Here is a 22,343-nt window from a genome sequence, read left to right as displayed (position 1 = left end):
TTCAAAAAAGCGCAAACCGGCTATTTCCGTCCGGCCAAATCGGGACGAAGCACCGTCGCCCCGCGTTGGTACACATGCTTGATCTCGCGCTGGCTTTTCTCCGTATTCACCTGGATCATCAGCCGGATACAGCGCGGGAGGCTGCCTTCCACGGGAATTTCCAGGGCGCACATGAGCGGAACGAAGTCCCACCCGGCCTGTCGGCGCACGGCTACCGCCGGAAAAGCGGCATCCAGATCGTGCGTGACCGTGATCCAGACGTTGCTGACCGTTTCCGGACGTATGCCGTTGCGTTCGATCATTTCCGCAACCAATTCTTCGGTCGCGGCATAAATTGCTTCCCGTTCGTTATGCTCGACGGTCGTCGCTCCGCGAATGCCTCGGTTGTAGATCATGAGGATTCCTCCTTCTCTTTCAGCCGTTCGATGACGTCGCGAACGGCGTCCGCGTCCACGTCGCTTGCTATTTCCACCCGGCCGATCTCGCTCGGCACGATATAGACCATCCTGCCTTCCCGGAACTTCTTATCGCGCTGCATGGCGGCCATGAGCGCTTCGGTATCCATGTCTTCCGGAAGCGTGACGGGCAGTTCGAGCGCCCGCAGCATAAGCATGGTCTCGGCATACAGGCCGGTCTCCCCGCCGCGTTCTTCGCCGAGCAGCGCGGCGGCGGCCATCCCGACGGCGATCGCTTCGCCGTGCAGGTAACGTCCGTATCCCGCCACGGCTTCGATCGCGTGTCCCAAAGTATGGCCCAGATTCAGAATCGCCCGCAGGTCATTTTCGCGTTCGTCGCGCGAGACGATCTGCGCTTTGATCGCGCAGCCCCGCTCCAACCCGTAGATCAATGCTTCCGGCTCGAGATCCAGCAGGCGCGGCGCGTTGTTCCAGCACCATTCGGCGAACTCGCGGTCCCAGATCAAGCCGTGCTTGACCATTTCCGCCAGCCCGGCGCGCACTTCGCGAGGCGGCAGCGTATTCAGCGTATCCACGTCGTAGAGCACCAGCTCCGGCTGATGGAACACGCCGATCATGTTTTTGGCGAGCGGATGGTTAACGGCTACCTTGCCGCCTACGCTGCTGTCGTGCGCGAGAATCGTCGTAGGAACCTGAACAAAACGGATACCGCGCATGTATGTACCGGCCACGAAGCCGGCCAGGTCGCCGACCACGCCGCCTCCCAGCGCCAGAATGGCCGAGGAACGGTCCAGACCGGCTTCGATGGCGCGGGTAACGAGATCGTTATACACGGTCAGCGACTTGGATTGTTCGCCGGCCGGCACGACCGCGCTGACGACGCGGTAACCGCCGCCGCTCAAAGCGGACTCCAGCCGCTCCAGATACAGGGGAGCCACATTGTCGTCGCTGACGATCATCAGCGGACTCTTGTCCGGCACGCCCGCTTGTCTAAGGTAATCGGCGGCCCTATCCAGCAGCCCGCCGCCGATTACGATCGGATAGGAACGTTCGCCCAGCTCGACCGTCAGCGTCTTTGCCGTCGCGTTCCTCATATCAGTAGTTCTCCAGCTGACGCTTATAGTTGTCGTAGTTCGCCCGGATTTCCTCCATGGAATCCCCTCCGAATTTCTCGAGGAACGCTTTCGCCACTTCCCAGGCGACGACGCTCTCCATCACGACGCTCGCTGCCGGAACGGCGCAGGCGTCGGAACGCTCGACCTGCGCGTTGAACGGCTCTTTCGTGTCGATGTCCACGCTCCGAAGCGGCTTATACAGCGTAGGGATCGGCTTCATGACGCCGCGGACGACGACCGGCATGCCGTTCGTGATGCCGCCTTCGAAGCCGCCGAGACGGTTCGACGCGCGGGTATAGCCCGTCTCTTCGCTGTACAGGATCTCGTCGTGCACCTGGGAACCTCGCAGGATGCCGGCTTCGAACCCGATGCCGATTTCGACGCCTTTGAACGCGTTGATCGACATGACCGCCTGCGCGATGCGCGCATCGAGCTTGCGGTCGTACTGCACGTAGCTGCCCAGCCCGACCGGCAGCCCTTCGACGATGCATTCCACGATGCCGCCGACCGAGTCTCCGTCCTTTTTGATCTGATCGATGTAAGCTTCCATCTTCTTCTCGGTTTCTTCGTCCACGACGCGGACCGAAGAAGCTTCCGTGCGGGCGATCAGCTCGTCGAGCGGCAGATGGTTGGCCGGAGCCGCAATCTCGCCGATGCGCAGCACCTGTCCGCCGATGCGGATGCCGAACGCTTCGAGCAGCTGGCGGGCCAGCGCGCCTACGGCGACGCGGACGGCCGTTTCCCGGGCGCTCGAACGTTCCAACACGTTGCGCAGATCCTTCAAATCGTATTTGAGTCCGCCGTTAAGATCGGCATGGCCCGGACGGGGACGGTGTACGCGGCGCTTCTCCTCGTCCGTGCCTTCCATCGGTTCGACGTTCATGATCTTGGTCCAATGCTTCCAGTCGTTGTTGGCGACGACAAGCGCGATCGGCGCTCCGGTCGTCTGTCCGTGGCGAACGCCGCCGACGATATCCGCGGTATCCTGCTCGATCTGCATGCGGCGGCCGCGGCCGTAGCCTTTCTGCCGGCGCAGAAGCTGGAAATTCAAGGCCTCGAAATCGATGCGCAGATTGCTCGGCATCCCCTCGACGATCGCGGTCAGCTGCGGACCGTGGGTCTCCCCGGCAGTCAAGTAACGTAAACTCATGATGCGTTCCCCCTTTAAACTTTTAAACTGTAAACGGCTAAAATCCGTAAATGTCTTCGCCTATTATACCATCTGCCTGCTTCTTCTCCAAGCGCCTTTGCATTTTGCGCAGGGATCGCGTTTTGCACGCAAAAAAAATCCGCCGCATCCGCATGAGAGCGTGACGCGACGGCTTTCGGGCATGCCCGGGATACGGGCTGCGCTTAAAGCTTTTTGTAGAAGAAGGTATCGCACGGCTCGAGTCCGTACTGTCCCGGAGAAAAAATTTGTTCCGTGCTGCCCACGAACAGGACGCCGCCTTTGCGCAGGCTGGCCGCAAATTTGTGATACAGCGCGGACTTTGCTTCTTCGGTAAAGTAGATCATGACGTTGCGGCAGACGATCAGGTCATAGCCGTCGTCGAATTTGTCGGTCAGCAGGTTCAGCTTCTGGAAGTTGACGGCCCGCTTCAGCTTGTCGTCGACTTTGTACATGAGTCCGTCGGCTTTGAAGTATTTTTCCGCCACCTTCGGCGGCACGTCCTTCAGGGAACGTTCCAGGTATTGGCCCTGTTTGGCTTTCGCCAGCGCGCCTTCGTCCAAATCCGCCGCAATCAGCTTCGAGTCGCCGAGAATGCCGTGACCGTCGAGAATCATCGCGATCGTATAAGGCTCCTCGCCCGTCGAGCAGGCCGCGCTCCAGACTTTCAAGCCTTTTTTGCCGCCGCGCAGTTCGGGAATAATCGTGTCGCGCAGCACTTCCCAGCGGTTCGGGTTGCGCCAAAACTCGGAAACGTTGATCGTCATCCGATCCAGGAATTCGTAAAACAGATTTTTGTCTTTCTTCATGGCTTCGAAAAACTGAGCGAACGTGTTATAGCCGTGCTTGCTGCGCAGCGTCGTCAAACGACGTTTCATCTGCGCTTCCTTATATTGGGACAGGTCGATTCCCGTACTGGCATTTACGTTTTTAATAAACCCGCTGTAGTCCGGGTCGCTGCCCGGGGCCGATACCTCTTCGCGCCCCGCGCCGCTTCTGATCAGATCCATCGCGCCACCGCCTTATCGTAATCAAGCTGTTCCGCTTCGGTAAAGAAATTGTCGATTTCCCGTTTGGCGCTGTCCGGACCGTCCGACCCGTGAATGAGGTTGAACGGCGTATGGGCCGCAAAATCCCCGCGAATCGTTCCCGGCAGCGCTTCGGTGACTTTGGTTTTGCCCATGGCGATCCGGGACAGCGCGATGACGTCGTCGCCTTCCCAAACCATCGCGAATACCGGGCCGGACGTGATGAAATCCACCAGCTCTCCGAAGAAAGGCTTGCCTTCATGCTCCGCATAATGACGTTTGGCCTGTTCCTCGGAGATCTGCATAAATTTTCCCGCCACCATCTTGAAGCCCTTATCTTCGAACCGGCTGATAATCCGTCCGATCAATCCGCGCTGCACTCCATCGGGTTTAACCATCAAAAAAGTACGTTCCATCGTCAATCTCCCACTTTCGGCATATGATTTTTATCGGCTAGGTCGTCCGCTTTTTATAGTGTTAAACGTCGAATGGTCATAATCCTGCCTGTAAACGCGAAAAAAGAGAGATTCCGAAGAATCTCCCTCTCTCTGCCATAGTTTCAGTAAGTGCGTCTCGACACGAAATGGGCGATATCGCGCAGATGGCGGCGGGCCCGAATGTCGGGCAGCCGGTCCAGCGCATCCAGCGCTTTTTGCGTATACCGGTCGGCCAGCTCTTCCGCTCTCGCCACGCCCGAACTCCCGGTAATCATGACGACTGCCGCCGACACGTCCGTGCGTCCGTTCGCTTCGTGAATGCGTCCGATTTCTTCCAGCAGCGGACCGCGCAGACGTTCTTCCTGCAGCGCGTACAGCACCGGAATCGTAATATTGCCCTGACGAATGTCGCTGCCCGGCGGCTTGCCGATCTGTTTCTCGGTTCCGCACAGGTCCAGCAGATCGTCCCGAATCTGGAACGCCATCCCTACGTTGTAGCCGTAGTTGTACAATTCGCGGGCATCTTCGGCCGAAGCGCCCGAAGACAGAGCGCCGAGCTGGCAGCTTACCGCGATGAGCAGCGCCGTCTTGCGGCGGATTCGCAGCAGATAGCGCCGGATGCTCTGGCCCGAGTTGAAAAAGTCCCGGATTTGTTCCATTTCCCCGATCGACATTTCCACCATCGCTTTGGCGAGAATGCGGTGAATCCGCGGGTCGTCCAAGCCTGCCACAATCTCCAGCGCCTTGGCGTAAATGTAATCTCCCGTATACATCGCGATCCGGTTGTCCCATTTGGCTTTGACTGTCAGCTGTCCCCGGCGCGTCTGCGCGTTGTCAATCACGTCGTCGTGCACGAGCGAAGCCATATGGATAAGCTCGAGCGGCACGGCCACGCGCTGCAGACGATCCAGGTCATATGTACCGAATTTGCCTCCCAGCAGCACGAAGGCGGGACGAAGGCGTTTTCCGCCGGCTTTGAGCAGGTGCATGGCGGCTTCGCCAAGCGCCTCGCTTTCGACTTCGATACTGGCATAAAGCGAGCGTTCGACGGCGTCCATGTCCTTTTTTAACGTTCCGAAGATCTCCATTCGTTTCATTCGTTCACCCGTATCTCCGTATTGTCGGTCCAAATTTCAATTCCCGCTTCTTGCGGCAGCAGTCCCATTTCCCTCGCGTAACGGAAGTACAGCTCCAGGCCGTCCAGCCGCTCCGCCGTCAAGTCGTAATTCAAATTTTCGAAATAGCCCAGCCAGTACGCCAGTTCGCCGCCCAGCTCGGCCTGCGCCTGCCGCGCTACCGGCGTTAAGTCTTCCAAACCGCGCCGTTTGCTGGCCGCCAAAGCCGCAGCCAGTTCGCCGATCCGATCCGGATGACGGGCCGCCGCTTGCTTCGAAACGGTCCAGACGGCGAACGTCATGCTCTTGCCCGTCCAGTTTTTCCATTCCGCGCCGAGATCCGTTACCGTATAGGCGGCATTCGACCAATCCGCGCGAATGGCATGGTCGCCGATCAGCAGCGCGGCGTCGGCATGCTCGAGCATTTGTTCCAGGTCGGGCTCGCAGGTCACGTACTCCGGCTTGGCCCCGTAAGCTTTCTCCGCGATGATCTTAAGCAGATTGATCGAGGTGGCGGACGTGTTGGTCAGCGCGATGCGTCCCTGTATCGCTTCCGCAAAAGGCTTTTTGGAAAAGCAGAGAATCGACTTCACCGGACCGTCCGCGCTTACCGACAAATTCGGCAGCAGCATAAATTGATCGGCCGCGGTGCCGTAAGCGAAGGAGGAAACCGGACTCATGTCCAGCTCTCCTTCCAGCAGCAGTCGGTTCAACACGGCCGGCAGTTCAACCCGCGTCGTCGCCGGAAAGCTCAGCGAAGACGGATCGAAGTAATGGTAGACCGGCCAAACGTTGGTATAGAGGATACGGCCCAAACGCAGCGGCTCCTTCACGTTTCCTCCCCCCATCTTTTAAACAAATTATGCCCGATTCCAACACTGTCCAGCACTTTGCCGACCAAGAAATCGACCGCTTCCGCAAGCGTGCCGGGGCGGTGATAAAAGGCCGGCATCGCCGGAACCATTTTGACGCCGAGCCGCGACAGCTTCAGCATGTTCTCCAAATGGATCGCATGCAGCGGCGTTTCCCTCGGCACAAGCACCAGCGGCCGGCCTTCTTTCAGCATCACGTCGGCCGCCCGGGTCATCAAGTTGTCCGACGAACCGTGGGCGATCGACGACAGCGTGCCCATCGAGCAAGGAGCGACGATCATGCCTTCGGCCCGAAACGAGCCGCTGGCGATCGACGCCCCGATATCCGCCACCGGATGATAGATCAGGCGGCCGGCTCTCCCGCCGAAGCGGCGTTCCAGCTCCGCCTCCCGGCCCGATGCGTCGAAATCCATTTCTTCCTTCAATACGCGCCAGCCGGCGTTCGAGACGACCAAATGCACGCTAAATCCTTCATTCAGCAGTTCTTCCGCCAGCCGGATGCCGTAAATGCTGCCGCTGGCACCGGTAATGCCCAAGACCCAGTGCCTGCCGGTACCTGCGAGTTCATTCACCAGTATTTCACCACCAAATCGATCAGAGTGAAAATAAAAACAATGCCGCTGAGCCAGCTGTTCATCGTGAAGAACGCTGTCTGCACGCGGCTGAGGTCGCTCGGTTTAACGATACGATGCTGGTAGAACAGGATCGAGCAGGCGATCACGACGCCCGCCGCGTACCACCAGCCGAGAGGCGTGATGAAGACCAGCGCAATCAAGCCGACCGCCGTTACGGCGTGGAAGCCCTGAGCGATTTTCAGCGCTTTTTCCAAGCCGAATCGGCTCGGAATGGAATAGATCCCTTCCCGCCGGTCGAAGTCGATGTCGTCGCAGGCGTAAATCACGTCAAAGCCCGCCGTCCAGAACGCGACCGCGATATAGAACACGAGCGACGACCAACTGAAGCTGTCCGTCACGGCCGCCCAGCCGCCGAGCGGGGCGAGCGCGATCGTCGCGCCGAGGACGAGATGGCACAGCCAGGTGAAACGCTTCGTATACGAATACGCGATAATCAGGAAAGCGGCGATCGGGAACAGCTGCAGGGCAAAGCGGGACAGTTCCAGCGTCGCCCACAGGAACAGAGCGAAGAAGACGATGACAAACGCCGCCACTTCGCCCGTTTTCAACATCCCCGCCGGAATGGCGCGTTTTGCCGTACGCGGATTTTTGGCGTCGATGTAGCGGTCGATCAGGCGATTCATGCCCATGGCGGCGCTTCGCGCCCCGATCATCGCCAGCAGAATCCAGCCGACCTGCGCCCAGGAAGGCAGATGCCCGTTAATGACCACGGAGCCGAGCAGCATTCCCATAAAAGCGAAGGGAAGCGCAAATAAAGTGTGTTCGATCTTGATCATTTCTAAGAAGACGCCGATTTTCCTGAACATTCTATTTCTCCTTAATTCCGATGTGCAGCGCGGCGATGCCGCCGGTAAGCGCGTAATCCTGAACGTCTTTCAAGCCCACGTCGCGGAAAATGTCCGCCAGTTCTTTGCGGCCCGGAAAGAGCTTCAACGAATCGGGCAGCCACTTGTACTGCTCGTAACTTTTCGCGAACAGCTTGCCGAGTTTCGGCAGCATGCGTTCGAAGTAAAAATAATAGAGCCCCTTAAAAGGCTGGCTCGTCGGCTTGGACAGCTCCAAACATACGACCATGCCTCCGGGCTTCACGACGCGCCGCATTTCTTTCAATACCTGGACCGGGTCCGGCACGTTGCGCAGGCCGAAGCCGATCGTCGCATAGTCGAACGAGTTGTCGGCAAAAGGCAGTTCCATGGCATTTCCCTGGAACAGTTCGATTTGTCCGCCGTGCGAATTTCGCGCGATTTTGGTCCGTCCGACATCGAGCATCGCCGGACTGAAGTCCAACCCTTTCACCGGTCCGGTTCCGCTCGCTTCGGCCAGGCTGATCGTCCAGTCGCAGGTGCCGCAGCACAGATCGACGGCGCTGTCGCCTTGCGATACCGCCATTTTCCGCATGGCGAATTTGCGCCAAGCTTTATGACGGTTGAAGCTCAAAATATCGTTCATCCGGTCGTACTTCGGCGCAATTTGCTGAAAGACGTCGTGGACGAACTCTTCTTTAGGTTTCGACGAATCCGCCATTACCCCATCACCCTGCCTTTCGTATCGGCTGCGGATTTGAAGCCGGCAGCCAGCGGACGCAGCAAGTCCCGATTGACGCCTTCCGGAAGCGACTCGATTCCGCTTTCCAAGCGCTCCGCAAAACCTCTCAGCAGCTCCGAAAGTTCGGCGGCCGAAAAGAATCCGTCTCCTTCGATCCGATCGGCCCGCGGACGGAAGATCGGCTCTTCGCCGTTCGAGTCCGCGGCCAGCTCTTCCGCCGCGGCTTCGCACAGCCCCGCCAACAGCAGCAGCTCCTGCCAATGCGGCAGCAGCGGGCCGTCCAGCAGAACGTCAAAGCTCTCGAACAGGCGAATTTTGATGGCCGCCACGCATTCGAGATATTCTCGCAGTTCCAAAGCGGCATCGCCCTGCATCCGCAGATAAAGTTCCATCTTGCTGCGGTTGACGTCGGCAATCGCCCGGCTCAATTCCGCGACCATTCCGATCTCGCCCGAAGCGGCCAGCAGTTCGTAAAAGCGGCTGCTGTAGTAATCGCCCGCCAGCACTTTCAACTGGCGGGAACGCATGGCCTGCTCCTCTTCGCTGTCGTCGCCCGGCGCGACCCGGTCATGAATATCGAGGCCGGTCTGCAGCAGCGCGGTAACGGTACCGTATACCTCGCTCCGCACCGCCGACTCGGATGCTTCGAGGAAAGCATGAAGCAGCCGCAAACGTGCATCCGGCAGAGCCGGAATATCCGTATGCTTTCGGATCATATCATAGCCGGTATATTTTCCGGTTTTCTCCGGTACGCAGTAGGGTTTCATCAGTAGGCCTCCGACTTTGTCCAACGTTGAACGCTATTTTTGTCACAATCTTTTCTATTATAGCATATGCTTTTTGAAACAACTAACGCAAACGCTCAGGATTCGGTCTCGATACTGCCGTGTTTGGTGAACACCGTCGCCTTGCCGCGCACTTTGATCGCGGAGGTATGATCGGTAAACTGCGCGATCAGCACCTCTCCCTTGTCCAGCTTTTCCGTATGATGAAAGCGCGTATCCTGCCCGCGCGTCAGTCCGATGACATGAACGCCGTTCTCATGTGCCTTAATCACGATATAATCGGCTTTTTCCGAATTTTCCACAACCGCTCCTCCTCAATCTGTGCGTCGGACGAATCTGCCTTCCGGCATTCCTTCATCCGCCGTGATGCAGTCTATTAATGATGGCAAATCCAGCCTTGTATTGTCAACCATGCAGAGCCTCCCGTAAAAAAGAAAAAGACCGTGAATGTATATTCACGGCTTCTCTCCCATCCCCGGACGAACGGCGCCCGCGATGTTCAAAATCTTCAATCCCTAAGGATTATGTAGATTTTATTTAATTCCGTCTTTCAGGGCTTTGCCCGGTTTGAAAGCAGGAATCTTGCTTGCCGGGATTTCGATTTCTTCGCCGGTTTGCGGGTTGCGTCCTTTACGGGCGGAACGTTCGCGAACCTCAAAGTTTCCGAATCCGACGAGCTGTACTTTCTCGCCGTTTTGCAGAGCGCCGGCAATGGCTTCGAAAACAGCGTCAACTGCTTTTGTCGCTTCTTTCTTGCCGATCTCCGATGCTTCCGCAACTTGGCTGATCAGGTCAGATTTGTTCATGCGTTTCACCTCCTGTTACCATCATGCCCGGCACTTCTCCAAGTGCCTCGCCGAAAAGGCGTATTTGGTCTTTCCGATTTGCCTGAAAACAAACCGCAGCGCGGCGCAGGGCCGGAAGCTTTGAACTATCCGGAACTTGCGTTATTGCGGCGCACGTTCAAATCGATAACGCTCCTCCTGCGCGGAGAAGAAGGAATTTGAAAATGCCGCCTAAAGGCAACAAACATATAGTAATACACCGGCCTTATAATTTCAAGCGTTTCCTCGCTTGCTCGGTAGATTTAACCGAATGCGGCAGAGGGCTCAGTCCCAAAAGTCCTCTTTCGCTCCCTTGGCTTTTTCCAGCTGCAGACGAACCGCTCGCTTCAGCGGGTCTTCCGGCGTTTCCGCCGTCACCTCGCCGCAGACTTTGGCCTGGCAGGCGAGACGGATTCCCCGATCGAGCGCGGGTCCGAGCTTTCGGCGTTCGCCTTCTTCGGGCGGCAGAACTCCGGCTTCGGAAGAGTTCAGCGTCACTTTGCACATCAGGCAGCCCATCTTCCCCTCGCAGCGCACCGGAATGCGCACGCCCGCGCTGCGGGCGGCGGCCAGCAGCGTCGTGCCCGGCCGGACGCGAACCTCTTTCCCGTCCGGCAAAAAGAGTACCCTGCAGCGTTCCGTCGGCATTCCGCTCCCCCTTCCGTCTTGGCGTTCTGGTCTTCCCGCATTACGGCGGGTTTTCCGCTAAGGATCAGGTATGCCACTGCTCCCAGGTTTCCTGCGACATCATTTCCATCTCCGTCTTCGGACCGCGTCCCATAAGGGCTTCGACCGCCGTGCGCGGGTCGAGCCCTTCGAACAGCACGTGATACAGCTGCTCCGCGATCGGCATCTGCACTTTGTACTTTTGCGAGATCGTATGAGCCGCTTCCGTCGTCCGAATGCCTTCGACCACCATTCCCATGGAATCGAGCACTTCCGGAAGCGGTTTGCCCTGACCGAGCATATAGCCTGCACGCCAGTTGCGGCTGTGCCGGCTTGTCGCGGTGACGACAAGGTCGCCTACTCCGGCCAAGCCGGAAAACGTAAGCGGATTCGCTCCCATTTCGGCACCGACGCGCGTAATCTCGGCCAGCCCTCGCGTCAGAAGAGCCGCCTTGGCATTATCGCCGTATTCCAGTCCGTCCGACATGCCCGCGCCGAGCGCAATGATGTTTTTGAAAGCTCCCGCCAGCTCGGCGCCCAGCACGTCCCGGTTCGTGTATACCCGGAAATAAGCGTTCATCAGCAAATTTTGCGCATGCTGCGCTTCCTCTTCGTTCGCGGAAGCGACCACGATCGTCGTGGGACGACGCCGAGCCACTTCTTCCGCGTGACTCGGCCCGCAGATGACGCCGATCTTCTGCTCGTCGCAGTCCAGCTCTTCGGCTATGATCGTCGACATGCGTTTCAGCGTTTCCAGCTCCATCCCCTTGGTCGCATGCACGCACAGCATATCTTCCCGCCAAAAAGGCTTCAGTGCTCGAGCCACTTCCCGCATCGCTTTCGACGGCGAAACGATAATGACGGCTTCGGCACCTTTGACGGCTTCTTCCATGCTGCTCGTGGCATGCAGGCCCTCCGGCAGCTTGATACCCGGCAGAAAACGCGAGTTTTCGCGCTGCTCGTTGATCTCGCGAACCTGTTCTTCGCCGCGCGCCCAGAGTCGGACTTCGTGGCCGTTGTCGGCCAGCACCATGGCCAAAGCCGTTCCCCAGCTGCCGGCTACCAATACGCACACTTTTTTAGCCAAGGCTGCTCTCCTTCCCGCCGGACTTCGAACCCAGCTTGTTTTCCGTTCCGTTCTTCAGCTTGACCAGATTGCTTCGGTGCCTCCAGACCGCAAGAGCCCAGATCAGGATGCTGACCGTCAGCACGGCGATGCCGAAATCGCGCCAGCCCGCCAGATCGTAGACGACGAGGAAAATCGGCGTCAGCGTTACGAACAGCAGCGATCCGAGCGAGACATAGCGGGTGAGCACAATCGATAAAATACCGATGATTCCGGCCCACAGAGCAGGGAAGAAACAAAGCGTGGCCAACATGCCGATCGTCGTCGCGATCCCTTTTCCGCCTTTGAAATGGAAATAAAGCGGCCAATTGTGGCCGATTACCGCCGCAAGACCGGCCAGAGCCGGCGTCCAGTCGTAGTCCGGCGCGAGCCAGCGGCCCAGCCAAACGGCGAGAATGCCTTTGCAAATATCGAGCGCCAGCACAAGAATGGCCGGTCCTTTGCCCAGAACCCGAAGTGTATTGGTCGCTCCGGCGTTGCCGCTTCCATGGTTCCGGATATCGATTCCTTTAAACAATCTGGCGAATAATACGCTGAAGCTGACCGAGCCGAGCAGATAAGCGGCCGCGATCGCGATTACCGATAGTATCATTGTTCGCTCCCCTTCGCGCAACTGAACTTCTGTATTCTCTTAAGGCGTGATCGGGAACCTGCTTCATTCGTTCCCCGAACACGCTTTATCCTGCCTTATTCTTTGTTATCGTCGGATTTGCGTCTGGTAAAGATCCGGATCGGCGTTCCTTCAAAATCGAAAGCCGCCCGGATCTTGTTCTCCAGATAGCGTTCGTAAGAGAAATGCATCAGTTCCGGCGCGTTCACGAACACGACGATGGTCGGAGGCTTGACCGCCACCTGAGTCGCATAATTGATGCGCATGCGGCGGCCTTTGTCCGTGGGAGGCGGATTGATCGCGACGGCGTCGGAGATGACGTCGTTCAACAGACCGGTCGGAATGCGGCGCGCATGCTGTTCGGCGGCCTGGTTGACGACCGGCAGCAGTTTTTGCACGCGCTGCCCCGTCAAAGCGGACAGGAATACGACCGGCGCGTATGTCATGAACAAGAAATGGTCCCGAATGCTTTTTTCGAAATGCTGCATCGTTTTGTCGTCTTTTTCGACGGCATCCCACTTGTTGACGACGAACACCGAAGCCTTGCCGGCTTCAAGCGCATAACCCGCGATATGTTTGTCCTGTTCGATAATGCCTTCTTCGCCGTTGATGACGACGGCGACCACGTCCGCACGCTCGATGGCGCGCATGGCGCGCATCACGCTGTACTTTTCAAGGTTTTCGTATACTTTGCCGCGTTTGCGCATGCCGGCCGTGTCGATCAGAACATAGCGCTGACCGTCCCGCTCGAACTCCGTGTCGATCGCGTCGCGCGTCGTACCGGCCACGTCGCTGACGATTACGCGCTGTTCGCCGAGCAGCGCGTTGACGAGCGAGGATTTGCCGACGTTCGGACGTCCGATGAGCGCGACCCGAATAACGTCTTCGTCGTACTGCTCGTCTTCTTTTTCAGGCAAATGATCCACGATCGCGTCCAGCAGGTCGCCGACGCCGCTTCCGTGAGCGCCCGATACGCCGATCGGATCGCCGAGTCCCAAGTTATAGAACTCGTACGTATCGTCCATCCGGCTCATATTGTCGACCTTGTTGACTGCCAGCACGATCGGCTTTTTGGAACGGTACAGCATTTCCGCAACCTCGTAGTCCGACTGGGTCAGTCCCGCTTTCGCATCGCACATAAACACGATGACGTCCGCTTCTTCGATCGCCAATTCAGCCTGAGCTTTGATCGACTTGAGAATTTGTTCGTCGTTCAGTTCGATACCGCCGGTATCGATAATGCTGAAAGATCTGCCGTTCCATTCGCCGACGCCGTAGATCCGGTCGCGCGTGACGCCCGGCTTGTCTTCGACGATCGACATCCGATCGCCGATAATCCGATTGAAGATCGTGGATTTGCCGACGTTCGGCCTGCCTACGATCGCCACTACCGCTCTTGCCATTTTTTTATTCCTCCCTGTAACCGCAGCTGAAAATTCCCGTTACACGACAAGAAACGGACGAACCTTTCCGTATGGATCGGCACCCGTTTCCCCTCGGCATCTTAAGATGCTCATGCAGCCGATTTCCCGCCGCTCCGCTGTATATGCCACAAACGGCGAACCCGCAGCGGGTCCGCCGTTTGCTCGTTGCTATGCTGATGCTGTAATTATTCTTCGGATTGACCCAGCTTTTCTTTGAGCGCGGCCAGATCGAAACGCTCGCCCAGCGAAACGTTCATGCTTTGATTGCTCAGCGAAACGTTCGGGTTGTCGATTTTTTCGACGCGAGGTCCTTTGTCGCGGCCTTTGGAAGGACGGTCGGATCTTTCGGATCTTTCCGGTCTTTCGGCGCGAGCTTCGCCGGCAGGAGCTTCTTCGGTTTCTTTGATGCTCAGGCTGATGCGTTTTTCCGAAGGGTTAACGTCCAGAACTTTGACCTGAACCGTTTGTCCTTCTTGCAGCACTTCCTGAGGCGTACCGATGTGCTTGTGCGAAATTTGCGAGATGTGAACCAGACCTTCTACGCCAGGAGCGATTTCGACGAATGCGCCGAAAGGCACGAGACGTTTGACTTCGCCGCTGATCACGTCGCCTTGGCTGAACTTCTCGGAAGCCGTTTCCCAAGGACCCGGAGTCGCCGCTTTGATGCTCAGGCTGATTTTGCCTTTTTCCGGATCGACTTTCAGGACTTTAACCTTGACGGTTTCGCCTTCGGATACCGCGTCGGACGGTTTGTCCACATGGTGCCAAGCCATCTCGGAAACGTGAACCAGGCCGTCTACGCCGCCGACGTCAACGAATGCGCCGAATTGCGTCAGACGCTGTACTTTGCCTTCGATGACTTGTCCTTCTTGAAGTTCTGCCATCACTTTTACCTTGTTGGCTTCGAACTCTTCTTCCAGGACGTCCTTGGCGGACAGAATCACCTTGTTGTTTTCGCGGTCCAGTTCTTTGACGCGAACACGGATCGTGCGGCCTTTGTAGTCGCTGAAATCTTCGACGAAGTGACGCTCTACCATCGAAGCCGGGATGAAGGCGCGTACGCCTACGTCCGTCACGATGCCGCCTTTAACGACGTCCGTAATCGTAACTTCGAAGATTTCTTTGCTTGCGAGCTTTTCTTCGAGCTGATCCCAAGCTTTCGCGCCGTCGATTGCGCGCTTCGACAGAACCATTTGCTCTTTGTTGTCGTTCAGGCTGACAACCTTGGCAACGACTTCCTGACCCACTTCCGCGCCTTCTTCAAGCTCGCGAGTCGCGATAACGCCGTCGTATTTATAACCGATGCTGACGTACGCTTGGTCATCGTCCAATTTCACGATCGTACCGGTAACCGTATCGCCTTTTTTAACGCTGACGACTTGTTCCAGCTGATCCTGCGTAGCCGTTTCTTCGTTTACTTCCTGATTTACTGTTTCTTCATTTTGATTTCTTGTCTCTTCCGACATGTTAAATACCCTCCTCGATTCAAAACCCTCATATTTAAACCCGCTGTGCGCAGGGTTCAAAACTCTGCTGCATCGGCCGCCTTCACTGTCCCGTTCGGGAAAGCTTAAGATCGGCCTGGCGCACGATCGCCTCCGCCACCTCGTCGATGGTCATGTTCGTCGTATCGAGCACCGTCGCATCGGCCGCGCATACGAGCGGCGACACTTCGCGATTGCGGTCGAGCTCGTCCCGCTGCGCAATCTCGCTCTCAAGCTGTTCGAGCGTTATCGCTTCGTCCGATTCCGGAAGTTCCCGGAATCTGCGGCGCGCCCGTTCTTCGACGGTCGCGGTCATGAAAATCTTGACCTCCGCGTCGGGAAGTACGGTGGTTCCGATATCGCGTCCGTCCATCACGACGCCTTTGCGTAAAGCCATTTGCCGCTGTGCGGCGGACAATTCCGCACGCAGCCCCTCGATTTGCGCATATCGGGAAACCGTCCGGTTGACGGCCAACGAACGAATCTCGTCCGTCACATCCGTTCCGGAAAGCCATACCCGCTGTCCCTCGTCTCCCGGAACCAGCTCGATGTCGATAGCTCCCATGCGTTCGAGAACCGCGGTCTCATCCTCCGCGTCGATGCCCCTGTTCAGCATATCCCAGGTAACCGCCCGGTACATGGCTCCGGTATCGACGTAGACATAGGACAATTCCTTGGCTACCTTGCGCGCAACCGTGCTCTTCCCCGCTCCCGCGGGTCCGTCGATCGCGATGTTGATTTTGAACTCCCGTTCTCCGTTAGAGCTGGACAAGGGGGCATTCCTCCTCGAATCCGTCTGCCCTACGGCTCCTATGCAAGCTGACAGCCGGCTTGGCTTCCGCAATACGCCTTCACCATTCCGGCGCCGCCCAACGGCTGTGCGGCAGACCGATTTCCCGGCAAGACCGACGAACTTGCATACATACCAAACAGGCAGGCTTCTCAATCAATAAAAAAGCAGGCTGTGCCTGCGACAATAAAATTATAGCATAAGGATCGCCAATTTGCAAAACGTCCGCAAAGGAAAGAAAAAAACCTCCCTTCCTTTGCGGAATGCGTTCCGGGCGGATGATTTGTCAACCCTTAACGGTTTCGGAAATCAAGCTGACGTTCGAAGCAGTAGCGAATCACTTTTTGCCTCTCGGTATCGGCGATCTCATTAAATTGCACGCTGACCGTATTTCGGCCGGTCCCGGGCTCTTTGACCCGCATCACTTCGCCTCCGAACGGCACGTGATCGACGCTGCCGCTCTTGTAAGCGAGCAGAATCCACCCGTCCACCTGCTCGTTCATCCGCAGGGGATGATTGTCGGACGCCGTAAAAGAAAGTCCTCCCCCGCTCAAATCGGAAGTAACGGCCGTAAAATGGAAGTCCGGCGATTGGACCGCGATTTCGACCTGGGCGGGCACTCGCAAATAGTGCCGGCGCTGCACTTTCGAAATGTCCTCCGGCAGCGGCTTGCTGATCCGCATAAGCGGAATCGCATCGTCGTGATAACCCAGCACGTGCGAAGTAAAATAGTATTTAACCCCGTCTTCCGTCATATGGTAGACCGAAAGTTCTTCGCCCAGGCGAAGCCGGCTCATGCGGCCCGCCCGAAGCGGCAGCTCCACCAACAGCGAGTTGTCCTCGATTTCCGAAATTCGGGAACGGTGTTCGTTTTCGGGTTTGGCTTCCATGGATACGGGCTGCATAAACAGCATATCATTGGTTTTCGGATACATTTCGATCGCCCGCCTTTATTTTGCATTATGCTTGTTTTTCGCGGCCGCAGGCTTTTTGAATCCCCAGCCGGGCCGTCGGTTTCACCAGTATAACATGGAAGAATATGCTTGTAAGCCTAACTGCCCAAAAAACAAAAAGAAAGACCCGTTCTTCCCGCTCGAATCAAGGGAAAACCGGGTCTTTCTTCCTTCTTCGGCACCGGATCGCCGCCGAGTCAAGCTTCTTTCTTTTTGGATATGGGGGCAGGCTGCGGCGCTGTCCTTATCGGCGTTTCTTCTTTTCTTAAAAAACGGAACGGCGAGCGGTTGTTCGCTTTGACGACTTTATCCATCCCTCCGTACCACATCAATGCCATGAACGGCACGATCCACCAGATCCAGTTGCGGCCGGGCATGTTGAGGATAAAGTCGTAGATGCCGTGCCAGACGAGAGGCAGCGTTACCGACAGGACGAGAAATTTTTTCCGTTTTCCGGCGCTCGCGAACTTCGCCATGCCCAAGTAGTAGCCCATCACGACCCCGAACATCGCATGACCGGATACGGGCAGCAGCCCGCGAATCAGCAGCGAACCGAACGAGGCGTGCAGCGTAAACGCGTACATGATGTTTTCCAAGGTCGCGAAGCCGAGCGATACGGCTACCGCGTACAGAATACCGTCGTAAGGTTCGTCGAACTCCGTATGATTATAGATGAAGTTAAACAAAACGAACCACTTGAACAGCTCTTCCACTCCGGCGGAAATACCGAAAGCGAACAGGAACGTGTTGTCGCCGAACGCCCGCAGCAGCCCCTGCTGCACGATCATGATCGGCAGCACGACAAGAAAGCCGAGCAAAAACATCCGCACGACCATGTGCAGCGGCTCCGCATCGTATTTGTCTTTCAAGTAAAAGTAAAACAGCAGTGCGACCCCGGGCGTAATCGCCGCGACCAAGACCGTTAAGACAAGCAAAATGTCCCCCTTCCCCGCCCGCTTGCGGCGAAATTGTCGGCGCCTTTCGCGGCGCATAAACGGAAACGGCCGCCCCGAGCGATCGGGACGGCGGCGTTTCTTAAGGGCATCAGCCCCGGCGGTCGAAATGCGTGCAGATCTGGGCAACCGCCCGTTCTGCCATGACCGTTTTGCCGTACTCTTGGAGCATGGCCGCAGTGACCGACGACGAGCTGCCGAATTCGGCAAGCACCGCGATCAGGGAGTCGTGCAGCGAATCTTCGAGATCCCCCGCCGAAAAATGCAAATACCAGGCGTTTTTATAATGGTACAGCGAACCGCCCTCGGTCACCCGTTCGCGCAGAACGTGAGCCGCTTCAATGAGGGGTTCGATATCGTGGAAGGAGTAAACGATCGTATCGTTAGCCTCCATGGTCACTTCCATTTCGTAGACTTCATCCGGCATTTCCTCGTCTCCCGTGTCCGAATGGAGCGGATCGTACTTCCCTTTCGTCACGACGACCACCATTCCTTGTGCCGGAAGCGCAAACACTTCCACGGCAAGAGGTCCGGTCGCGTCGAAACCGAGCTCGGTATAGGCTTGATCCATCATTTCGGTAAAAAGGTCATGGACTCTAGGAATTTCCTGCCACATATCTTCTCTCTGAATACCGCGTTCATTCAGATCATCGGATGAAAGGAAGATACGGATCTTATCCTGGCTTAAACGTTCAATTTTCATGACAGGACCCTCCTTTTGGAGTCGTTTTTTTGGAAAGGTCATCCCAAGTGGCGCGTTTTATATTATATAACCACATATTTATGTTATCACTTCTTTTCTTCAAATGCACGTCCGGATATTAAAACGATGAAAGGTTTCAGGCCGGTATGAAAAGGTTACAATCCCGTTATGTGCCGCAACTGCGCGGTGTATTGTGTTAAACTTGGCAAGGATACATAGGTTGTACCCGATCGACCGACACCGAGACGAATTCTTCGGGAATTCGAAGCGCAAGGCACAAATCGTATGGCAGAAAGCGAGATGGATGAACGATGTGGAAAAAGACGGCCCTGTTCTGGCTGGCCGCCGGACTCGTGCTCGGCGCCTGCGGGAACGCCGCCGACGAGCCGAAAACGGCGGACTCCAAACAGACGACCGCGGAAACGCAGCCGGCGGATGCCGGACAAGCTTCCGGCAGCGAGCAGGACGGCGCCGCCGCTGAAGACACGAAACCGGCCGGCACGGACGAAGCCGCGACGGACGAAGCGGCGGCTCAGGACGCGACCGACGCGGCCGCGGCGGAAGGCACCGAAGCATCCGGCACGCCGGCGACCGGAGACGAGACGGCCAAAGCGGATGCGGGCGACGCAAAAACCGACGCCGCCGCGGAAGTCCCGATCGAGTATCACATGAACGGCAATTACGATATCGTGCCGAACGAAGGCAGCAAGGCGCCGAAAAAAGTCGTGCTGCTGACTTTCGACGACGGTCCGAAAGAAGCCGAAATGATCAACGGACTGTTCGATACGCTCGACAAGCATAACGCCAAGGCGATTTTCTTCGTCAACGGCTATCGCGTCAAAGAGCATCCCGAACTGCTGAAGCTGATTCAGGAGCGCGGAGGCATTATCGGCAATCACAGCTACGATCACATTTACCTGAACCAGCAGACGAACGACGAGATCAAAAAGCAGATCGAAGACGTGCAGACCATCGTGAAAGAAACGATCGGCGAGACGCCGATGTTCTTCCGTCCGCCGAATGCGGCCGGCAACGATTACGCCCATCAAGTGGCGAAGGAAAACGGCCTGCTCTACATGACCTGGTCCGTCGGCTCGCTCGACTGGGTCAACAAAGACGATCCGAAAGCCGTCGTCGACAACGTGTTCGATCAGCTCCACTCCGGCAGCAACATCCTGATGCACGAACTGCCGTGGACGGTCGAAGCGCTCGACGATCTGCTGACCAAGCTTGAAGCCAAAGGTTACGGCTTCGTCGATCCACGCAGCATCGATACGACCAAGCAGCCTTAAGCGCCGAACGCCCCTGATCAACCGATCAAAAAAGCCGACCCCTCCGGGTCGGCTTTTTTCATGCAGCTACTTTTTACAGTCTCGGCGCGCTGCGCAGCGTCAGCAGATGCGTCTCGGCGGGAGAGCCGAGCCGGAGCGGAAAGTGGCTTGTACCGATGCCGCGCGTAATGCGCAGTCCCGTCGTTCCCCCGTCTTCCGAATCGATGAAATGCGTGCCGTCGAGATACGTTTTGTAAAAAGGCTTGGATGCCGCGGGACCGACCAGCGGCAGGCTGATCTGCCCGCCGTGCGTATGCCCCGCGAACGCGTAATTGGCGGACGTCCGCCGCAGCGCCACGACCCACTTGGGATCGTGCATCAGCACAAGCACGCAGTCTTCCCTGCGGATGCGGGGGTCGCCCCTCCACATGCCGGCAGGCCCGAGATCGTCGATGCCGGCCAGCCAGATCGTCCCGCCGTTTCGGTGCAGCGGCACGTTGCGGCTGCCGAGCGGCTTCACGCCGCAGTCTTCCAGCAGCCGGTCCAGCTTCTCCATGTTCGGCATATACGCTTCGTAATCGTGATTGCCGTAAACGGCATAAGCCGGTCCCAATTTGCGCAGCATGCGCATGTTGGCGCGCGTCCGTTCTTCCGGAACGCCGCGGTCCGTCAAATCGCCCGCGATCCAGACGATATCCGCTTTCCCTTGAAGCGCGGCGATCTCCGCTTCGGGCAGCGCCCTGCGGTGAATGTCCGCGATAAAATAGACGCGGTATCCGTCGAAGGCTTCCGGCAGCCCGGGAATATGCACGTCTTCATGCACGACCCGAAAAGCCATCGCCTCTTTTACCATATGCACGCCGAGGCCTGCCGCGGCTCCGGCCGCGGCTGCCAGAGCCTGCTTCCAACCCCATTTTATTGCCATGGCCATTTCACTCCCGTCGTCTGGGTCCCCCACCACAGCAGCGTCCCGAGCAGTATCAAAAACAGCAGGATCAGCGTTTCGTAAAACCATTTGGTCAGCCGGATCCGGCTTGACGGGTAGAGCACGCTGCGCGGCGGAAGTTCGGATTCTTTTTCGTCCTCCGCCTGCTCCCGCGGCGCGGCGGATTCTTCGAGCGCTCGATATTTTTCCGCTGTCGGTTCTGACGCGGCCGGAATGAAAGGCTGTTCCCGCTCCAAAGAACGATTTTCCGGGACCGACAGTCTCATCACCGTCGTATCCGTGAGCCTCATCTGGTTTTCCTGCCATTCCTGCTTGAACGTCGGGCGCTTGCGGCGCTTCTTCCTGGTGCTCGGATGCCGATCCATGCGGCTTAAACGTTCGCTCATTGTTCCTTCTGTTCCCTCCGTTTGATCATGATGCCTGAAATGAAATCAATCAAAAAATGGCAGACGATCGGCGCCCAAAGCGTGCCGGACTGGATATAAATCCAGCCGAGCCCGTAGCTGCTGGCGAATACCCAAGCCGTCGGCAGCCAGTGCCGCAAGTAACGGATATGAATGACCGCGAACAGAATACTCGTCCAATAAGGCCCGAGATGATACTGCAGCGCTCCGCGGAACAACAGTTCCTCGCACACCGACACGATCGCCGCTATAACGAAAATGTGCCACAGCGGACGCTTTCGAAAGAGCATGGCGTTGATTCCGCCGTCGTCCATATCCTCTTCGCGGCCCCAGAGCGTCATCAAGAAATCGACAAAAAACATGACGACCGCCAATCCGGCGCCCCAATAGAGAAATTGCCGATCGTCCGGCAGAGCCAGCAGGTGCAGCGGATTGCGGCCTTGAAGCAGAATCCAGACCGTGCCGACCAGCAGAGTCAGTCCCTGGGTCAGATACAAATTGAGCAGCAGCAGTCCGTCCGTGAGCTGCACGGCGTTGCGCCGGCTTTTTTTCTCTTTTTTATTCGTCATGGTCTCGTTCCTTCGGGCATATGCCCAACCAACCTCCTGTTCGGACACACCCCATAGTACCTGCAATTTAGAAAGCGGAAATATAATCAAATGATAACGAAAATGCCGGGCGTAATCAAGTTCCGCCGCCTGCGAGCGGGCCGTTCGGCCCTTCTGGCCCTTGTTCCCCGGTTCGGCCCTGTTCGCCCCGAAAATACGTACGCACTGAAGCGGAATTTTAATCAACGATCGGAAATAAACCTCATTTTCGAATTCCTTTCGAATAAATCGCAAAAAGTTTTAATAAAAACCGAATTTCTTCTACCCGTTGACACTCTGTGTAACCTTGTGTTAAAGTATGAAAAAATTCAACCTGAGCGAAACGCTATGAAAGAGAACGGGCGATGCGCGCATATTTCAGAGAGCCGATGGTTGGTGCGAATCGGCAGTGCGGCACGTTCCCGAGCGCTCCCGAGCGTCTGTCCGACCCCGCAATTTCGCGGTGTAGGCGCAGCCGGTGTCACG

The 22,343-nt window shown here is 57.1% G+C and carries 26 protein-coding genes; 1 reads left to right on the top strand and 25 read right to left on the bottom strand.

Features of this window, described 5'->3' with window-relative positions; translation table 11 throughout:
• Positions 1 to 20: 20 nt before the first annotated feature.
• The 22 genes from aroH to GYN08_RS02785 form a co-directional block, all read right to left on the bottom strand.
• Positions 21 to 392: a chorismate mutase gene (gene aroH, locus GYN08_RS02890; protein ID WP_166273087.1), complete on the bottom strand. Its 372-nt coding sequence runs from the start codon at positions 390 to 392 to the stop codon at positions 21 to 23.
• Positions 392 to 1,510 (bottom strand): 3-dehydroquinate synthase, encoded by a 1,119-nt coding sequence (aroB, locus tag GYN08_RS02885; protein ID WP_166272310.1) that lies wholly within the window; start codon positions 1,508 to 1,510, stop codon positions 392 to 394. Before aroB ends, aroH begins: the two co-directional genes overlap by 1 nt.
• 1 nt (position 1,511) lies before the next feature.
• Positions 1,512 to 2,681 (bottom strand): chorismate synthase, encoded by a 1,170-nt coding sequence (aroC, locus tag GYN08_RS02880; protein WP_166272309.1) that lies wholly within the window; start codon positions 2,679 to 2,681, stop codon positions 1,512 to 1,514.
• Positions 2,682 to 2,884: 203 nt separating this feature from the next.
• On the bottom strand, positions 2,885 to 3,709 hold the full coding sequence (locus GYN08_RS02875; RefSeq protein WP_166272308.1) for a CheR family methyltransferase: 825 nt from the start codon (positions 3,707 to 3,709) through the stop codon (positions 2,885 to 2,887).
• Positions 3,700 to 4,143 carry a nucleoside-diphosphate kinase gene (gene ndk, locus GYN08_RS02870; RefSeq protein ID WP_166272307.1) on the bottom strand — a complete coding sequence of 148 codons (444 nt, stop codon included), beginning with the start codon at positions 4,141 to 4,143 and terminating at the stop codon, positions 3,700 to 3,702. Before ndk ends, GYN08_RS02875 begins: the two co-directional genes overlap by 10 nt.
• A 143-nt stretch (positions 4,144 to 4,286) precedes the next feature.
• Positions 4,287 to 5,261 carry a polyprenyl synthetase family protein gene (locus tag GYN08_RS02865; RefSeq protein ID WP_166272306.1) on the bottom strand — a complete coding sequence of 325 codons (975 nt, stop codon included), beginning with the start codon at positions 5,259 to 5,261 and terminating at the stop codon, positions 4,287 to 4,289.
• Complete coding sequence (locus GYN08_RS02860) at positions 5,258 to 6,112, bottom strand: menaquinone biosynthetic enzyme MqnA/MqnD family protein (RefSeq protein ID WP_408015041.1); 855 nt, start codon at positions 6,110 to 6,112, stop codon at positions 5,258 to 5,260. The genes GYN08_RS02865 and GYN08_RS02860 overlap by 4 nt, the downstream gene beginning before the upstream one ends.
• Positions 6,109 to 6,726, bottom strand: coding sequence for a UbiX family flavin prenyltransferase (locus GYN08_RS02855; RefSeq protein WP_166273086.1), 618 nt, complete (start codon positions 6,724 to 6,726; stop codon positions 6,109 to 6,111). Before GYN08_RS02855 ends, GYN08_RS02860 begins: the two co-directional genes overlap by 4 nt.
• The gene (locus GYN08_RS02850) at positions 6,720 to 7,592 is read right to left on the bottom strand and encodes a UbiA-like polyprenyltransferase (RefSeq protein ID WP_166272304.1); all 873 of its coding nucleotides are present in this window, start codon (positions 7,590 to 7,592) and stop codon (positions 6,720 to 6,722) included. The genes GYN08_RS02855 and GYN08_RS02850 overlap by 7 nt, the downstream gene beginning before the upstream one ends.
• A gap of 1 nt (position 7,593) precedes the next feature.
• The gene (locus GYN08_RS02845; protein WP_166272303.1) at positions 7,594 to 8,310 is read right to left on the bottom strand and encodes a demethylmenaquinone methyltransferase; all 717 of its coding nucleotides are present in this window, start codon (positions 8,308 to 8,310) and stop codon (positions 7,594 to 7,596) included.
• Complete coding sequence (locus GYN08_RS02840; RefSeq protein WP_166272302.1) at positions 8,310 to 9,098, bottom strand: heptaprenyl diphosphate synthase component 1; 789 nt, start codon at positions 9,096 to 9,098, stop codon at positions 8,310 to 8,312. Before GYN08_RS02840 ends, GYN08_RS02845 begins: the two co-directional genes overlap by 1 nt.
• Positions 9,099 to 9,193: 95 nt before the next feature.
• Positions 9,194 to 9,418, bottom strand: coding sequence for a trp RNA-binding attenuation protein MtrB (mtrB, locus tag GYN08_RS02835; protein ID WP_166272301.1), 225 nt, complete (start codon positions 9,416 to 9,418; stop codon positions 9,194 to 9,196).
• A 231-nt stretch (positions 9,419 to 9,649) separates the two neighbouring features.
• Positions 9,650 to 9,922 carry an HU family DNA-binding protein gene (locus GYN08_RS02830; RefSeq protein WP_166273085.1) on the bottom strand — a complete coding sequence of 91 codons (273 nt, stop codon included), beginning with the start codon at positions 9,920 to 9,922 and terminating at the stop codon, positions 9,650 to 9,652.
• 303 nt (positions 9,923 to 10,225) lie between these two features.
• Complete coding sequence (locus GYN08_RS02825; protein ID WP_166272300.1) at positions 10,226 to 10,588, bottom strand: 2Fe-2S iron-sulfur cluster-binding protein; 363 nt, start codon at positions 10,586 to 10,588, stop codon at positions 10,226 to 10,228.
• 64 nt (positions 10,589 to 10,652) lie between these two features.
• Positions 10,653 to 11,693, bottom strand: coding sequence for an NAD(P)H-dependent glycerol-3-phosphate dehydrogenase (locus GYN08_RS02820; RefSeq protein ID WP_166272299.1), 1,041 nt, complete (start codon positions 11,691 to 11,693; stop codon positions 10,653 to 10,655).
• The gene (gene plsY, locus GYN08_RS02815; protein ID WP_166272298.1) at positions 11,686 to 12,324 is read right to left on the bottom strand and encodes a glycerol-3-phosphate 1-O-acyltransferase PlsY; all 639 of its coding nucleotides are present in this window, start codon (positions 12,322 to 12,324) and stop codon (positions 11,686 to 11,688) included. Before plsY ends, GYN08_RS02820 begins: the two co-directional genes overlap by 8 nt.
• A gap of 95 nt (positions 12,325 to 12,419) precedes the next feature.
• The gene (gene der, locus GYN08_RS02810) at positions 12,420 to 13,745 is read right to left on the bottom strand and encodes a ribosome biogenesis GTPase Der (RefSeq protein ID WP_166272297.1); all 1,326 of its coding nucleotides are present in this window, start codon (positions 13,743 to 13,745) and stop codon (positions 12,420 to 12,422) included.
• Positions 13,746 to 13,951: 206 nt separating this feature from the next.
• Positions 13,952 to 15,232 (bottom strand): 30S ribosomal protein S1, encoded by a 1,281-nt coding sequence (gene rpsA / locus GYN08_RS02805; protein WP_166272296.1) that lies wholly within the window; start codon positions 15,230 to 15,232, stop codon positions 13,952 to 13,954.
• A gap of 82 nt (positions 15,233 to 15,314) precedes the next feature.
• Positions 15,315 to 16,022: a (d)CMP kinase gene (gene cmk, locus GYN08_RS02800; RefSeq protein WP_166272295.1), complete on the bottom strand. Its 708-nt coding sequence runs from the start codon at positions 16,020 to 16,022 to the stop codon at positions 15,315 to 15,317.
• A 311-nt stretch (positions 16,023 to 16,333) separates the two neighbouring features.
• Positions 16,334 to 16,975, bottom strand: a complete 642-nt coding sequence (locus tag GYN08_RS02795) for a flagellar brake protein (protein WP_166272294.1) — start codon at positions 16,973 to 16,975, stop codon at positions 16,334 to 16,336.
• Between the two features lie 215 nt (positions 16,976 to 17,190).
• On the bottom strand, positions 17,191 to 17,928 hold the full coding sequence (prsW, locus tag GYN08_RS02790; protein ID WP_166272293.1) for a glutamic-type intramembrane protease PrsW: 738 nt from the start codon (positions 17,926 to 17,928) through the stop codon (positions 17,191 to 17,193).
• A gap of 109 nt (positions 17,929 to 18,037) precedes the next feature.
• Positions 18,038 to 18,649 (bottom strand): genetic competence negative regulator, encoded by a 612-nt coding sequence (locus tag GYN08_RS02785; RefSeq protein WP_166272292.1) that lies wholly within the window; start codon positions 18,647 to 18,649, stop codon positions 18,038 to 18,040.
• Positions 18,650 to 18,960: 311 nt separating this feature from the next.
• Here GYN08_RS02785 and GYN08_RS02780 point away from each other — a divergent pair, with 311 nt between their 5' ends.
• Positions 18,961 to 19,941, top strand: coding sequence for a polysaccharide deacetylase family protein (locus tag GYN08_RS02780; RefSeq protein WP_166272291.1), 981 nt, complete (start codon positions 18,961 to 18,963; stop codon positions 19,939 to 19,941).
• Between the two features lie 73 nt (positions 19,942 to 20,014).
• Here GYN08_RS02780 and GYN08_RS02775 read toward each other — a convergent pair whose 3' ends face one another.
• The 3 genes from GYN08_RS02775 to GYN08_RS02765 are packed head-to-tail and all read right to left on the bottom strand — an operon-like array spanning position 20,015 to position 21,839.
• Positions 20,015 to 20,845 (bottom strand): metallophosphoesterase, encoded by an 831-nt coding sequence (locus tag GYN08_RS02775; protein WP_166272289.1) that lies wholly within the window; start codon positions 20,843 to 20,845, stop codon positions 20,015 to 20,017.
• Positions 20,836 to 21,252, bottom strand: a complete 417-nt coding sequence (locus GYN08_RS02770; RefSeq protein WP_166272287.1) for a hypothetical protein — start codon at positions 21,250 to 21,252, stop codon at positions 20,836 to 20,838. The genes GYN08_RS02775 and GYN08_RS02770 overlap by 10 nt, the downstream gene beginning before the upstream one ends.
• Positions 21,249 to 21,839: a CPBP family intramembrane glutamic endopeptidase gene (locus GYN08_RS02765; protein WP_166272285.1), complete on the bottom strand. Its 591-nt coding sequence runs from the start codon at positions 21,837 to 21,839 to the stop codon at positions 21,249 to 21,251. Before GYN08_RS02765 ends, GYN08_RS02770 begins: the two co-directional genes overlap by 4 nt.
• Positions 21,840 to 22,343: the final 504 nt, after the last annotated feature.

The sequence above is a fragment of the Saccharibacillus alkalitolerans genome, assembly GCF_011090185.1.
In the GTDB taxonomy this organism is placed as follows: Bacteria; Bacillota; Bacilli; order Paenibacillales; family Paenibacillaceae; genus Saccharibacillus; species Saccharibacillus alkalitolerans.
Note: the sequence above shows the minus strand (reverse complement) of the source record. Positions and strands in the feature narration are given on the sequence as shown.

What these genes read in the sequence shown, in the direction of transcription:
- aroC (WP_166272309.1), bottom strand. Translation starts at nt 2,681, where the DNA reads ATGAGTTTACGTTACTTGACTGCCGGGGAGACCCACGGTCCGCAGCTG.
- GYN08_RS02825 (WP_166272300.1), bottom strand. Translation starts at nt 10,588, where the DNA reads ATGCCGACGGAACGCTGCAGGGTACTCTTTTTGCCGGACGGGAAAGAG.
- der (WP_166272297.1), bottom strand. Translation starts at nt 13,745, where the DNA reads ATGGCAAGAGCGGTAGTGGCGATCGTAGGCAGGCCGAACGTCGGCAAA.
- ndk (WP_166272307.1), bottom strand. Translation starts at nt 4,143, where the DNA reads ATGGAACGTACTTTTTTGATGGTTAAACCCGATGGAGTGCAGCGCGGA.
- GYN08_RS02785 (WP_166272292.1), bottom strand. Translation starts at nt 18,649, where the DNA reads ATGAAAATTGAACGTTTAAGCCAGGATAAGATCCGTATCTTCCTTTCA.
- GYN08_RS02780 (WP_166272291.1), top strand. Translation starts at nt 18,961, where the DNA reads ATGTGGAAAAAGACGGCCCTGTTCTGGCTGGCCGCCGGACTCGTGCTC.
- GYN08_RS02865 (WP_166272306.1), bottom strand. Translation starts at nt 5,261, where the DNA reads ATGAAACGAATGGAGATCTTCGGAACGTTAAAAAAGGACATGGACGCC.
- plsY (WP_166272298.1), bottom strand. Translation starts at nt 12,324, where the DNA reads ATGATACTATCGGTAATCGCGATCGCGGCCGCTTATCTGCTCGGCTCG.
- GYN08_RS02770 (WP_166272287.1), bottom strand. Translation starts at nt 21,252, where the DNA reads ATGAGCGAACGTTTAAGCCGCATGGATCGGCATCCGAGCACCAGGAAG.
- GYN08_RS02845 (WP_166272303.1), bottom strand. Translation starts at nt 8,310, where the DNA reads ATGGCGGATTCGTCGAAACCTAAAGAAGAGTTCGTCCACGACGTCTTT.
- GYN08_RS02875 (WP_166272308.1), bottom strand. Translation starts at nt 3,709, where the DNA reads ATGGATCTGATCAGAAGCGGCGCGGGGCGCGAAGAGGTATCGGCCCCG.
- GYN08_RS02765 (WP_166272285.1), bottom strand. Translation starts at nt 21,839, where the DNA reads ATGACGAATAAAAAAGAGAAAAAAAGCCGGCGCAACGCCGTGCAGCTC.
- GYN08_RS02795 (WP_166272294.1), bottom strand. Translation starts at nt 16,975, where the DNA reads ATGTATCCGAAAACCAATGATATGCTGTTTATGCAGCCCGTATCCATG.
- GYN08_RS02840 (WP_166272302.1), bottom strand. Translation starts at nt 9,098, where the DNA reads ATGAAACCCTACTGCGTACCGGAGAAAACCGGAAAATATACCGGCTAT.
- GYN08_RS02830 (WP_166273085.1), bottom strand. Translation starts at nt 9,922, where the DNA reads ATGAACAAATCTGACCTGATCAGCCAAGTTGCGGAAGCATCGGAGATC.
- GYN08_RS02850 (WP_166272304.1), bottom strand. Translation starts at nt 7,592, where the DNA reads ATGTTCAGGAAAATCGGCGTCTTCTTAGAAATGATCAAGATCGAACAC.
- rpsA (WP_166272296.1), bottom strand. Translation starts at nt 15,232, where the DNA reads ATGTCGGAAGAGACAAGAAATCAAAATGAAGAAACAGTAAATCAGGAA.
- aroB (WP_166272310.1), bottom strand. Translation starts at nt 1,510, where the DNA reads ATGAGGAACGCGACGGCAAAGACGCTGACGGTCGAGCTGGGCGAACGT.
- GYN08_RS02775 (WP_166272289.1), bottom strand. Translation starts at nt 20,845, where the DNA reads ATGGCAATAAAATGGGGTTGGAAGCAGGCTCTGGCAGCCGCGGCCGGA.